The 12,478-nt window shown below is 71.9% G+C and carries 13 protein-coding genes and 1 other RNA gene; 4 read left to right on the forward strand and 10 right to left on the reverse strand.

Translation table 11 applies throughout. The features are described from left to right. Positions 1 to 168: 168 nt before the first annotated feature. The 4 genes from ACWGH4_RS19855 to yaaA all read right to left on the reverse strand — a co-directional run bounded on the left by ACWGH4_RS19855 (position 169) and on the right by yaaA (position 3,989). Entirely contained in the window at positions 169 to 447 is a 279-nt protein-coding gene (locus tag ACWGH4_RS19855; RefSeq protein WP_453462449.1) for a hypothetical protein, read from the reverse strand. A 10-nt stretch (positions 448 to 457) separates the two neighbouring features. Then, complete coding sequence (locus ACWGH4_RS19860; protein WP_453462452.1) at positions 458 to 2,212, reverse strand: S8 family serine peptidase; 1,755 nt, start codon at positions 2,210 to 2,212, stop codon at positions 458 to 460. A gap of 295 nt (positions 2,213 to 2,507) precedes the next feature. Then, positions 2,508 to 3,122 carry a bifunctional 4-hydroxy-2-oxoglutarate aldolase/2-dehydro-3-deoxy-phosphogluconate aldolase gene (gene eda / locus ACWGH4_RS19865; RefSeq protein ID WP_453462455.1) on the reverse strand — a complete coding sequence of 205 codons (615 nt, stop codon included), beginning with the start codon at positions 3,120 to 3,122 and terminating at the stop codon, positions 2,508 to 2,510. Between the two features lie 60 nt (positions 3,123 to 3,182). Beyond that, a complete protein-coding gene (gene yaaA / locus ACWGH4_RS19870; protein WP_453462458.1) occupies positions 3,183 to 3,989 on the reverse strand; it encodes a peroxide stress protein YaaA in 807 nt (268 codons plus the stop codon). Between the two features lie 113 nt (positions 3,990 to 4,102). Between yaaA and ACWGH4_RS19875 the strand changes: the two genes are divergently transcribed. Continuing rightward, the gene (locus tag ACWGH4_RS19875) at positions 4,103 to 5,542 is read left to right on the forward strand and encodes an RNB domain-containing ribonuclease (RefSeq protein ID WP_453462461.1); all 1,440 of its coding nucleotides are present in this window, start codon (positions 4,103 to 4,105) and stop codon (positions 5,540 to 5,542) included. Here ACWGH4_RS19875 and ACWGH4_RS19880 read toward each other — a convergent pair. Both ACWGH4_RS19880 and ACWGH4_RS19885 read right to left on the reverse strand, forming a co-directional pair. Next, on the reverse strand, positions 5,529 to 6,359 hold the full coding sequence (locus ACWGH4_RS19880) for a hypothetical protein (RefSeq protein WP_453462464.1): 831 nt from the start codon (positions 6,357 to 6,359) through the stop codon (positions 5,529 to 5,531). The genes ACWGH4_RS19875 and ACWGH4_RS19880 overlap by 14 nt on opposite strands. Beyond that, positions 6,356 to 7,138 carry a MerR family transcriptional regulator gene (locus ACWGH4_RS19885; protein ID WP_453462467.1) on the reverse strand — a complete coding sequence of 261 codons (783 nt, stop codon included), beginning with the start codon at positions 7,136 to 7,138 and terminating at the stop codon, positions 6,356 to 6,358. The genes ACWGH4_RS19880 and ACWGH4_RS19885 overlap by 4 nt, the downstream gene beginning before the upstream one ends. A gap of 134 nt (positions 7,139 to 7,272) precedes the next feature. Here ACWGH4_RS19885 and ACWGH4_RS19890 point away from each other — a divergent pair, with 134 nt between their 5' ends. Both ACWGH4_RS19890 and rnpB read left to right on the forward strand, forming a co-directional pair. After that, on the forward strand, positions 7,273 to 7,848 hold the full coding sequence (locus ACWGH4_RS19890) for a Uma2 family endonuclease (protein WP_453462470.1): 576 nt from the start codon (positions 7,273 to 7,275) through the stop codon (positions 7,846 to 7,848). Between the two features lie 30 nt (positions 7,849 to 7,878). Next, positions 7,879 to 8,281: RNase P RNA component class A (rnpB, locus tag ACWGH4_RS19895), an RNA gene on the forward strand. A 60-nt stretch (positions 8,282 to 8,341) separates the two neighbouring features. Here the strand turns inward: rnpB and ACWGH4_RS19900 are convergent. From ACWGH4_RS19900 to ACWGH4_RS19915, 4 genes are all read right to left on the reverse strand, one after another. Further along, positions 8,342 to 8,758, reverse strand: a complete 417-nt coding sequence (locus tag ACWGH4_RS19900) for a hypothetical protein (protein WP_453462473.1) — start codon at positions 8,756 to 8,758, stop codon at positions 8,342 to 8,344. A 128-nt stretch (positions 8,759 to 8,886) separates the two neighbouring features. Next, positions 8,887 to 9,354 (reverse strand): DUF6083 domain-containing protein, encoded by a 468-nt coding sequence (locus ACWGH4_RS19905; RefSeq protein ID WP_453462476.1) that lies wholly within the window; start codon positions 9,352 to 9,354, stop codon positions 8,887 to 8,889. Between the two features lie 101 nt (positions 9,355 to 9,455). Beyond that, positions 9,456 to 9,779 carry a MazG-like family protein gene (locus ACWGH4_RS19910; protein WP_453462479.1) on the reverse strand — a complete coding sequence of 108 codons (324 nt, stop codon included), beginning with the start codon at positions 9,777 to 9,779 and terminating at the stop codon, positions 9,456 to 9,458. A gap of 86 nt (positions 9,780 to 9,865) precedes the next feature. Next, a complete protein-coding gene (locus ACWGH4_RS19915) occupies positions 9,866 to 10,669 on the reverse strand; it encodes an SDR family oxidoreductase (protein WP_453462482.1) in 804 nt (267 codons plus the stop codon). A gap of 133 nt (positions 10,670 to 10,802) precedes the next feature. On the opposite strand from ACWGH4_RS19915, the gene ACWGH4_RS19920 reads away from it, so the two are divergent. Continuing rightward, the gene (locus tag ACWGH4_RS19920) at positions 10,803 to 12,431 is read left to right on the forward strand and encodes an alkaline phosphatase D family protein (protein ID WP_453462485.1); all 1,629 of its coding nucleotides are present in this window, start codon (positions 10,803 to 10,805) and stop codon (positions 12,429 to 12,431) included. The last annotated feature ends 47 nt before the right edge of the window (positions 12,432 to 12,478 follow it).

Genomic DNA, 12,478 nt, shown 5'->3' on the forward strand with positions numbered 1-12,478 from the left:
GCCCCCGAAACACCGCGCGGAGCGCGGTGCCGGGTCCGGGCGGAGCCCCCACGCGGCGGGCCCGCACATCGGTACAGCGGGAAGGGGCGGGTAGGGGAATCACGCCCCGCGCAGCGGCCACCCCCTCCGCCCCCTGGAGCCGCCCGGACCGTACGGCCCCGATCGCGGCTACCCGTCGGACAAGGGGCGCCGTCTGCCCGACAGGGACAGCGACATCACAAAGGGCTCCTCGGACAGCTCATCCACATCCCGGGGCGAGAGCACCCCCGTCAGCACCGTGGCCGCCGACGGGGGTGCTTCCACGCCTGCCTCGCGGAGCCGGGCGACCTCCCGGTCCGAGGGAGTTCCCGTAAGGCGAAGGACCACGACGAGACTCCGGCTCTCCGGGGCGCGGGCGGCCTCCTCGACCGCGGAGGCCAGGCGGGCGTCGAGCTTTCCGTAGTCCACTCGCCGATTCTCACAGTCCCTTGGCGTTGACGAGTCCGTGTCCCCACTTCGGGTCGAACACTCCCGGCGTCCCGCCGATGACCGTGGCGTCGGCACGCAGCATGTCCTTCAGCCCGGCCGGACCGAGTTCGGGGTCGCGCTGCAGCAGCAGAGCCGTGATGCCCGTGACGAACGGTGCGGCCATGCTGGTGCCCTGCATCGCCACATGCTTCGTGTCGGTCATGAACTCACGGCGGACACCGACGGCGTCCCGGGACAGGGCGGCGACCAGCATGGCTCCGGGAGCGGCGATGTCAGGTTTGGGTTCGCCGTCCCGGCGCGGCCCTTCGCTGCTGAAGCTCGCGATGTCCTCGGCTGCGAGCCAGCTCGCCTCGCGGGTGGTGCCGTCGATGTCGTCCCACTCCGTGCGCGATGTGAAGGCCGCGACCGTGACGGCCGAGGATGCCGTGCCCGGCGAGCCGATCTTGAGCGCGTCGTGCACGGCGCGGCCGCTGAACTGCGACTGCGGTCTGGCGTCCGCGTTGCCGAGCATCCATACGTCCACCACGCCGCTGGTCACTTCCCGGGCCCGCACCACGAGCCGCCATCCGCCCGGCGCGGTGGCGGGACCGTGGCCGGTCGGTTCGACCCCTACGAAGAAGTTGTGGTCACCGTTGGCGCGGTCCGGTCCCGGGGTGACGAGTTCGACCGTGCCTTCCGGCAGTTGGTGACGGGAGACCGGCGACCCCGAGGGCCGGACGGCCTGGAACGGGGTCGACGCACCGGACGGCGAGACCATGGCGATGTCGAACCGGTCGCTCCCGGAGTACCAGCCGTTGAGGGCGAAGACGTCGGGGGCGCCGTCGAGGATGCCCGGATGGCAGGGGACGGTACGTGTCGTCCCGTCCGGCACGGTGATCCTCGCGTGGATGTCGTCGTCGCCTTCGTTCCCGGCCGCGCAGCACACGATCCTGCCCGGCCCCGACGCCTCCTCGATCGCCTGGGACATCAGGTCGGTGCCGTCGTGCGGGTCGAAGTGGCCGCCGAGACTGAGGTTGACCACCGCGGGCAGTCCCAGCTCGTCCGCGACGCGGAAGACGTACTGGATGCCGTCGATGATGTGGGCATCCATGAAGTCGGTCTTGACCACCACGAGGCGGGCATCCGGCGCGACGCCCTCCTCTCCGGCGGCGATGCCGGCGACGTGGGTGCCGTGGCCCTCTGTGTCCCGCGAGAGTGGGGTCGTGGTCAGGTCGGCGCCGGTGAACTCCGTGCCGTAGCCCCCTTCCGCGACACCGGTCCCGGGCATCGTCTGGTCCCAGATCCGCTCGATCCGGCCGGCGAAGGCGGGATGCCGGGGATCGATGCCGGTGTCGACCACCCCGACGACCACGTCGCGGCCGGTGAGGCCGGAGTCCGTCCGGAAGTCTGCCGTACCCGTTCTGGCCTGTGCCGCGTGCAGGCAGGGACGCAGTTGCGTGGCGGGGGCGATGCGCTTGACGGCAGGGTTGCCGGCCAAGCGGTCCAGCGCGTCCAGCGCGACGATGGCGGTCCGTACCTCATGGCCGCCGTGGTTGAGTTCGATCCCCTCGCCCCAGCTGACGTCGGGCGGGACGTCCGGATCGCACTGCAGGGAGACCACGACGCGAACCGGCTTGGCGCGCTCGCGAACCGAAACGAGCCCCAGCATCCGGGTCTGCCGGACGAGCGGAGCTCTCGTCCTTCCTTCCTGCACGTATCGCTCGTACGCCGCCGCGAGTGGTGACGCCAACTTGTCGAAGTCCACTGCCGTTGCTCCTCCCTGGACCCGCGGCGCAGCCGCCCGGGGCGACCAGGACGAGAGTCTCCCGCAGGCGCCGGGAGGCAACTGCCGCGAAATCGGGCCGTGTGCGTCCTGTCACCGCCGGCCCTCCGGCCGTCGGGCCTCCTGTGCTCACGGGAGGGGACAGGGGTGAGCCTGCCACCGGGTCGTCCGGGGCCGGGGTGTCCCTCCCGTGCGAAACGCGGTGATCACACGTCCGGAGGAGGCCGGTCGCCGCCGGACGCGGGGGAGGGGGTGGGGAGCGGCGGTGCGTGACGGGCTATCCCAGCCCCGCCGCCTCCCGCGCCAGGGACTCGACCCGGCCCCAGTCCCCGGACGCCACCGCGTCCGGCGGGAGCATCCATGTGCCGCCGACGCACGCCACATTGGGAAGTGCGAGGTACGACGGGGCCGAAGTGAGCGACACCCCGCCCGTGGGGCAGAAGCGGGCCTGGGGGAGCGGGCCGGCGAGGGACTTGAGGTAGGGCGTGCCGCCCGCCGCCTCCGCGGGGAAGAACTTCATGTCCGTCACTCCGCGTTCCAGCAGCGCCACGACCTCCGACGTCGTGGACACACCGGGCAGGTACGGCACGCCGGACGCCTTCATCGCGGCCAGCAGGGTGTCCGTCCAGCCGGGGCTGACGAGGAAGCGCGCTCCGGCCGCCACCGCGGAGGAGACGCCGGCCGGTGAGATCACCGTGCCCGCGCCGACGACGGCGTCGGGCACCTCCGCCGCGATCGCGCGGATCGCGTCGAGCGCGGCCGGTGTCCGCAGTGTCACCTCGATCGCCGGCAGGCCGCCCGCGACGAGGGCACGCGCGAGCGGTACGGCAGTGGCGGCGTCGTCGACGACGACGACAGGGATCACGGGGGCGAGGCCGAGCACGGAGGTCATGCGCCCCATCCTGCCCACCCCGAACATCATGCGCAACGAGCGTTGCGCATGATGCAACGCCTAGTGGATCTCGGAGACCACCACGTCCAGCGCCCATGCCTTCCCGGCCTTCGCGGGAGGCTCCGCCTCGACCACGTGTCCGAGGTCCCGCAGCGCCTCCACCAGCGCGGCCGGCGACCTGGGGGCCGCCCCGGCCTCCAGCAGGCTGCGGACGATCCGGCCCTTCGTCGCCTTGTTGAAGTGGCTGACCACGGACCGCGTCTCCACCCCGGTCGATTCGTCGACCCGGGAGTGCAGTACCCGTACCGTCGCCGTACGGCTCGCGACCTCGCCCTTCGGCTTCCACGCCGCCGCGTAAGCCGACGACCGCAGATCGAGCACCAGCCCGCCGCCGGCCTCCTCGGGGAGTACGGACTCCATCGGGCCGCGCCAGTACGACCCGAGCGCCCCGAGGCCCGGCAGCTTCACGCCCATCGAGCAGCGGTACGGCGGGATGCGGTCGCCGATCCGGACCGCGCCCCACAGCCCGGAGAACACCAGGAGCGACTGCCGGGCCCGTCGGCGCGCGGACGCGTCGAGCGTGGCGAGGTCCAGCGCGTCGTAGAGGACGCCGGTGTAGATCTCACCGGCCGGCCGGGTCCCCGCCGTCCGCAGTTCCACGTTCTTCGCGATCTCGCCGCGCAGCCCTTCGCTCAGGCCGAGGACCTCCTGCGCCTTCGTACCGTCGGCGACGCACAGCTCGACCAACTCGTCGAGCACCGCCGCCCGTGCCTCCGCGAGCCCCGGCAGGGACAGCGACTCCGGCTTCAGCGGAGCCCCGCGGCCGGAATCGGCCTTGCCCTCCGACGGCGGCAACAGCACAAGCACGGCAGGTCTCCTTCGTACGGACACGGGGTGGGGGTGCGGCCCCGCGCCAGAGTACAAAGGCCGCCCCGCCCCGCCGAAATGCCACCACCCCTGCCGCGACCTACGCTCGGTCCATGCCCCGCCGCCACATGAAAGCGACCGGCGCAGCCGAGGCCCCGCTGCGCGCCGCCCTGCGTGAGCTGCGCACGACGCTCGACGTGCCGGGGGACTTTCCGGAGGCGGTCCTCGCCGAGGCCGCGACCGCTGTCACGACCCCGCGGCTGCCCGCGGAGGACGCCACGGACATCCCCTTGTTCACCATCGACCCGCCCGGATCCGTCGACCTCGACCAGGCGATGCACCTCGCCCGCCGCGACGGGGGCTATCGCGTCCACTACGCGATCGCCGACGTCGCCGCCTTCGTCACGCCTGGCTCGGCGCTGGACGCGGAGGCCCACCGGAGGGTGCAGACGCTGTACTTCCCCGACGGGAAGGTCCCCCTCCATCCGCCCGGTCTCTCCGAGGGGGCCGCCAGCCTGCTGCCCGGCCAGAGCACCCCCGCGCTGCTGTGGCGGATCGACCTCGACGCGGAGGGGCGCACGGTCGGCACCGACGTGCGCCGGGCGCTCGTGCGCAGCCGGGCCAGGCTGGACTACGAAGGAGCGCAGCGGCAGATCGACACCGGCACGGCGGAGGAACCGCTGGCCCTGCTCAAGGACATCGGCACCCTGCGCGAGGCGCTCGAGGTCGAACGCGGCGGGATCTCCCTGAACGTCCCCGAGCAGGAGGTCACCGAGCGGGACGGCGGGTACGTCCTCGAGTACCGCGCACCGCGCCCCGCCGACGGCTGGAACGCGCAGCTCTCCCTGCTCACCGGCATGGCCGCCGCCGGCCTCATGACCGCGTCGGGCACCGGCATCCTGCGCACCCTGCCGACCGCCCCCGACGGGGCCGTGGCGCGGCTGCGCCGCTCGGCGAAGGCGCTGCGCGTCGACTGGCCCCACCATGTCTCGTACGCCGAACTCGTTCGCTCCCTCGACCCGCGCGAGCCCCGCAACGCCGCCTTCCTCCAGGAGTGCACGACGCTGCTGCGCGGCGCCGGGTACACGGCGTTCACCGGTGGCGTGCTCCCGGTGCCGGCCGTCCACGCGGCGGTCGCCGCCGAGTACACGCACTGCACCGCCCCGCTGCGCCGGCTCGTCGACCGTTACGCGGGCGAGCTGTGCCTGGCCGCCGTCGCGGGGCAGGAGCCGCCGGAGTGGGTGACCGCCGCCCTGGAGACCCTCCCCAAGGAGATGGCCGAGGGTGGCCGGCGCGGCAACACCGTCGAACGCGAGTGCCTCGACATCGTCGAAGCGATCGTGCTGCGGGACCGGATCGGCGACGTCTTCGACGCGGTCGTCGTCGACGTGAAGGAGAACGACCCGGCGGCCGGCACCGTCCACCTCGAGGACCCGGCCGTGGTGGCGCGCGTCGAAGGCGGCGCCGGCGCGCTGCCGCTGGGGGAGCGGCTGAGGGTGCGGCTCACCGAGGCCGACCCGGGGCGGGCGAAGGTGCGGTTCACGCCGGCGTGACCGGCGCCGTCGCCGGGCGCTCCCCGCCCACCGCCTCCCGCAGGGCCCTCGCGAACGCCCGGGCGTCGTCGGCGTGGACGCGGACCGTCCGGACGGGCCGCTCCCGCCCCAGCAGGCCGGTGTACGTCACCGGCTCGGACAGTTCCAGCGTCACCGACGTCTGCCCGGCGATCTTCAGGTCGAGGACCTCGTCCTGCTTCTCGTGCGTGAAGATCAGCTCGTACCGTACGGACGCGATCCGCTCCAGCGGTATCCGCAGATCCACATGGCCGGCCTGACGAAGCCGCAGCGTGTGCGCCGACAGGACGTGCGGGCGGGTGACGGCAGCGGCCTGGAGGCCCAGCATGAACACGACGGTGTAGACGTCCACGACGAGCAGCACCGCGTGCACGGCGGGCCAGTTCCGGAACAGCACCGCCATGACGACCGTCTCGACGGCGCAGACGAAGATGAAGCCGTACATCAGCGCGGCCTGGTCCCGGGCATGCCCGTAAGCGCGGTCGTCCGGTCCGACACCGTCACGGCGCCGCGCGACCCACAGGACCAGGCTGTACATCAGCCGCAGTTCATGGCCGACGAGACGCAGCACGGGCAGCGGCACGAGTTCGGCCAGCGCCTCCCGCCGGGTCAGGCCGCCCCTGCGCAGCCGCAGATAGGCGAACACCTCCGCGGCGAGCAGCAGCACGACGGCCACCTCCGCGACGGCGATGACGAGGGCGGGGATCCGCACACCGCCCACCAGGCACATGGCCACCAGCAGCTCTGCGGGCAGCACCGCGTAGGCCACGCCCCGCAGGGCGCCGAGCAGCCGGTTCACCGGACACGCTCCATGGCCAGCCGCAGGGCACGCTCCACGACGGCGGCCTGCGCGGGCGAGAAGTCCGCGAGAAACGCGTCCAGGAACCCCTCCGGTGGCGGGCCGTCCGGGCCGGGCCGCGGCACCATCTCGTCGGGCAGCATGTCGGCGAGGTCCTGGGCCGTCCGCTCCACCCGCGGGTCGGCCGGGTCGGCGTCCGCGAGCGCGTCGAGCTCCGCGTACAGCGCGTACGCCCGCTCCATGGCGCCCGGCGCCCCGGTCATCCGGCGCATCGCCCCCATCAGCCGCTCCTGCTCCTCGGTGGGCGCCATCGTGTCCAGCAGCGCCAGCAGCTCACGGTCCTTGGCCGCGGACGCCGGCTCGGGCCCTGGCAGCGCCGCGGACGCGCGTGCCATGTCGTCGAACAGCTCCGCCAGCAGCGGGGACACCGGTCCCTCGGCGGGCAGCCGCCCCTCCCGCGCCTGCTCGAGCAGCGGGGCCAGCCGCGCCCGCCGCTCATGGATCAGCGCCTCCTGCCGCCCGAGGTCGGCGTCGAGTTCCTCCAGCACCTCGACGAGGTCCCGGCCCGCGTCCTCCGCGAGCACGTCACGCACCTCGTCGAGCCCGAGCCCCAGCTCGGTGAGCCGCCGGATCCGCGCGAGCAGCACGGCGTCGCGGACGGTGTACTCCCGGTAGCCGTTGGGCAGCCGGACGGGTTCGGGCAGCAGCCCCAGATGGTGGTAGTGCCGGACGGCCCGCGTGGTCACACCGACCATCGCGGCGATCTCTCCGATTCGCATGGCTTCAGTAGAAACGTTGACGCCGCGACAAGGTCAAGCGCCGACCGGTCGGCGGAGCGGGACCCTGTGCCACGATCGAGGGAACGACCGCGATCTCACGGACGGCGGGTGCCTCGATGTCCGACGCTGACGACATGACTGTGATGCCGCACGAACTCACGCAGGCGGAGTTCCTGCTGGAGGGCTTCCTGGCGCTGGACACGCCAGAGGGCTTCCGGGCGGAGCTGATCGAGGGGGAGATTGTTGTGACACCGCCGCCGGACGGGGACCACGAGGACTGCATCGGGCAGATCGTCGCCCAGGTCATCCGGAGGTCGCGGACGGATATGCAGTTCTCCGGGAACAAGGGGCTGACGCTGAAGGAGCTCCCGGGCAGCCCGAGAGACCACGTCATCCCGGACGGTACGTTCGCACCGGAGGCACTGCGGCTGTTCCGCGGTGCGGCCTCCTGGATGCCGTGTGACGGGGTGTCCATGGTGCTGGAGGTCACCTCGTCCCGCCCAAGCATCGACCGCGAGACCAAGCGCCGCGGCTACGCTCGCGGTCGTATCCCGCTCTACCTGCTCGTGGATCGGGATGCCTCCACCGTGACCCTCTTCAGCGACCCGGAGGACGGCGACTACCGACTGCACCACCTGGCGCCGTTCGGCAAGCCCCTCCCCCTCCCCGAGCCGTTCGGCTTCGACCTGGAGACCGCCGACTTCCTCTGAAACGGCAGGTAGCATGGTCACCACGGCAGACGAGCCGGGCGGACGGCCGCGTGGGGATCAGCAGTGATCCTCCCGAGGAACGTCCGGGCTCCACAGGGCAGGGTGGTGGCTAACGGCCACCCGGGGTGACCCGCGGGACAGTGCCACAGAAAACAGACCGCCGGGGACCTCGGTCCTCGGTAAGGGTGAAACGGTGGTGTAAGAGACCACCAGCGCCTGAGGTGACTCAGGCGGCTAGGTAAACCCCACCTGGAGCAAGGTCAAGAGGGACCGCCGGAAGGTGGTCCTGCGCGGACGTTCGAGGGCTGCCCGCCCGAGTCCGCGGGTAGACCGCACGAGGCCGGCGGCAACGCCGGTCCTAGATGGATGGCCGTCGCCCCGACGACCGCGAGGTCCCGGGGCACAGAACCCGGCGTACAGCCCGACTCGTCTGCCCCTCTTGCGTGTTGTACCTGAAAGGGCCTCCGACCGCCGTCGGAGGCCCCGCCCGTGATCAGGCCTTGGTCGATGCGCTGCACAGCCAGTCGCCGTAGCGCACGCCGTCCTTGCTGCGGACGATGCAGACCCGCACCGTGTCGTTCTCGGTCAGGTCGTAGTTGCACGTCGTGATGCCGGTGCCGGGCTGGCCGATGCTGGTCGTGTCGTAGCAGCCGGTCCGGTGATCGCGCCAGCCCCACGCGTCGATGTTGATCTTCTGCCAGCGCTCGATCTTGGCCTGCACCGAGTAGCCGTCCGCGGACGTGTCGGTCACATAGAGCCAGTCACCGTCGGGGTAGAACGTCGCCGTGCCCCAGGACTTGCTGACACTCACGTTGAGGCCGCTCGCGGAGGCGGAACCTGCCATGCCGACGACGAGGGCACCGCTCGCGAGGAGGGCCATGCCGGCTGTTGCCGCCTTGCTGCGCGTCATGAAGTGTTCCCTTTCCGAAGACATTTGTTCGATGAGCGTCCAGATCAAACCGCTGTCGACGAACAGGTGTCAACCAGGTTTACGGCAAGGTGAGTTGACGGACGGAGCGAGGACCGTCCATGCATCCGTCACACGCCCTGCCGGGCGTTCCGCCGCCACACCGCGTGCAACGCCGGTGAGTGCGCGGGCGCCGGGCGGGCCGGGCAGACGTCGACGTGGCTGACCCGGCAGGTGTCGGAGGGGGCGGCCGATCGAAGGTGGACCGCTGTGCCGTCACCCGCGATGCGCCAGCGGTGGCCGACGGGGACCGTGGTGACCGCGAGGGCGCCGGGCTCGATGAGTATCCAGCGGCCGTGCACGGTACGGTGCCGCTCCGCGCTGCTGCCGCACTCGCGGCAGGCCACGGAGCCCGGCGCGGCGGCGGCCGTGCGGGTCGGATACGTCAGCGCGTCGCCCGTGGCCGTCAGGATGTCGCCCAGCCGGACCGGATCGCGGCCGGACCGCGTGGGGTGTTCGCACCGTGTGCACAACGCGGTGCGGCGGCCGGCGTCCCAGCGGGCGCCCGGGCCGTCACAGGCAGCGCATCGAAAGCCCAACTCCGGCCCCCCGCAGCTCCGTTACAGCGCGACTTCCTTCCCCACCCAGGAGTCTTCCGAGAGTGCCGGCTTCGAAACTATGTGTACGGGCACGGTGCCGCTCAGGTCTCCCGGGACCGGGCCGCCACGCGGTCGAGGTGTGACGCGAAGACCTCCCCCGCGTCCGGGGTGAGCGTGCGCAGGGCCACCATGGCCGTGATGATCACGTCGCACAGCTCCGCCTCGACGTCCTGCCAGTTGTGCGTCGTGCCCTTGCGCGGGTTCTGGCCCTTCGCGCCGATGACCGCCTGCGCGACCTCGCCCACCTCCTCGGAGAGCTTCAGTACGCGCAGCAGGATCTCCTGCTCCGGCGGGTACTTGGCGTGCGCGTGCAGCCAGTCGTGCAGGCGGCCGATGGTCTCCCAGCCGGTGTCCGTGTGCTCCATGACCGCAGAGTGCCACGGTGCGGCGGCCGGCGGAGGGGAACGCGGAGGCGCCGGGCCCCGGCGTTCTCGCGGCGCCGGCCGTCTGGTCAGCCCCGGCCGATGAACGGCATGTTCGTCGCCATCACCGTCACGAACTGCACGTTCGCCTCCAGCGGCAGCTCCGCCATGTGCCGCACGGTCCGGGCCACGTCGGCCGCGTCCATCACCGGCTCCGGCGCCAGTTCGCCGTTGGCCTGGCGGACGCCCGTCTGCATGGCGCCGGTCATCTCGGTCGCCGCGTTGCCGATGTCGATCTGGCCGCAGGCGATCGAGTACCGACGGCCGTCCAGTGAAAGGGACTTCGTCAGACCGGTCAGCGCGTGCTTGGTCGCGGTGTACGGCGCCGAGTCGGGGCGCGGCGCGTGCGCGGAGACGGAGCCGTTGTTGATGATCCGGCCGCCCTGCGGGTCCTGCTCCTTCATCTGCCGGAACGCCGCCTGCGCGCACAGGAAAGCGCCGTTCAGGTTCGTGTCGACGACCTTGCGCCAGGCGGAGAATTCCAGGTCCTCGAAGCGGACGCCGCCCGGCCCGAACGTGCCCGCGTTGTTGAAGAGCAGGTCGAGCCGTCCGTAGCGCTCACGGACCGTGGCGAAGAGGGCCGCCACCGCGTCGGGTTCGGTCACGTCCGTCGGCACGCAGAGCACGTCCGCGTCCGGCCGGACGTCACGGATCAGTGCCGCGGTCTCCTCCAGCGACTCGTTACGCCGACCGGCGAGCGCCAGTGCCCACTTCGGGCGAACGGTCGAACTGGCGGCCGTGTCCTGTCCTGCCCGTGCCAGTTCCAGTGCCACGCTCCGGCCGATGCCGGAGCCCGCACCTGTCACCACCGCGATTCTCACTACAGCGTTCATGCTTGCGCAGCGTACGCGCATGTGTCGTACACGGATCTCATCCGACCGCCATACGGATGTTGTGTCCCCGACAACGCGGATTCGTCGGCTCCGGCTGCAATGCGACTGACAACAGCCGTAAGGGGAGGGCCACATGACACCCGCGCACACGACCCACTCGCCCGAACTCAGAGCCGCCGCCCGGCACTTCGGGCGACGCACCTTCCTCACCGCCACGTCCGCCGCCGCCGCGCTCGCCTTCGCGGTGAACCTGCCCGGCACCGCGCACGCCAGTACGATCAACGGCCGGAAGATCACCGAGAACCCCTTCACGCTCGGCGTGGCGTCCGGCGACCCCCAGCCCGCGTCCGTCGTGCTGTGGACCCGTCTCGCGCCCAGGCCGTACGAACCGGGCAGCGGCATGCCCGACGCCAGGGTCCAGGTCCAGTGGGAGGTCGCCCACGACGCCGCGTTCGCCCGGATCGCCAAGCGGGGCAGCGTCACCGCCTTCCCCGAGTTCAACCACAGCGTCCACGTCGAGGCCGCCGGCCTGGAGGCGGACCGGGTCTACCACTACCGCTTCCGCACGGGCACGTGGATCAGCCCTGCCGGCCGCACCCGCACCGCCCCCGCTCCCGGCGCCGTCCTCGGCCGGCTGAAGCTCGCGGCCGTGTCCTGCCAGGCATACCACGACGGCTACTTCACCGCGTACCGGCACCTCGCGGACGAGGACCTCGATGTCGTCTTCCACCTCGGCGACTACCTCTACGAGTACGCCGTGAACTCGGCGGGCGGCGCCCGCAACTACACCGACCGCGTCCTGCCGGCCCACTTCAACCGCGAGACGGTCACCCTGGAGGACTACCGGTTGCGGTACGGGCTCTACAAGTCCGACCCCGACCTTCAGGCCGCCCACGCCGCGCACCCCTTCGTCGTCACCTGGGACGACCACGAGACGGAGAACAACTACGCCGACGAGACGCCCGAGAACGGCGTACCGCCGGAGGAGTTCCTGCTGCGCCGGGCCTCCGCCTACCGGGCGTACTGGGAGAACCAGCCGCTGCGCGCGCCGCAGCAGCCGGCCGGACCGGACATGCGGCTCTACCGCCGGCTGCACTTCGGGCAGCTGGCCCAGTTCGACGTGCTGGACACCCGCCAGTACCGCTCGGACCAGGCGTACGGCGACCGGGCGCACGTCTCGGGACCCGAGTCGGAGGACCCGTCGCGCACCATGACCGGCGCGCAGCAGGAGCGTTGGCTGATCGACGGCTGGCGTGCGTCCACCGCCGTCTGGAACGTCGTGCCCCAGCAGGTCAACTTCTCCCGGCGCAGCCTGGACCTGACCGACGACCCCAAGCTCAGCATGGACGCGTGGGACGGCTACCCCGCCTCCCGCGACCGGGTCCTGGACGGCGCGAAGTCCGCCGGCGTGGAGAACCTGATGGTCCTCACCGGCGACGTGCACGTCGCCTACGCCTACGACATCAAGCGCGACTACGAGACACCCGGCGCGGAGATCGTCGGCACCGAGATCGTGGCCACGTCCATCTCCAGCGGCAAGGACGGCGCCGACAAGCCGGCCACCTGGGAGACGTACACCACGGCGAACCCGCACATGAAGCTCTACAACGGGCGCCGCGGCTACGTGACGGTCACCCTCGAGGAGCAGCAGGCGCGTGCCGACTTCCGTACGGTGGCCGCCGTGACGACGCCCGGCGCGCCCGTCACCACGACCGCGTCGTTCGTGACGCAGGCGGGGAACCCGGGGCTCCAGCAGGTCTGACCTGGCGTCGGGCACCTTGCGGCCGGCTGTCCGGCACGTCGTTCGAC

This window comes from Streptomyces sp. NPDC054847 (assembly GCF_053610925.1).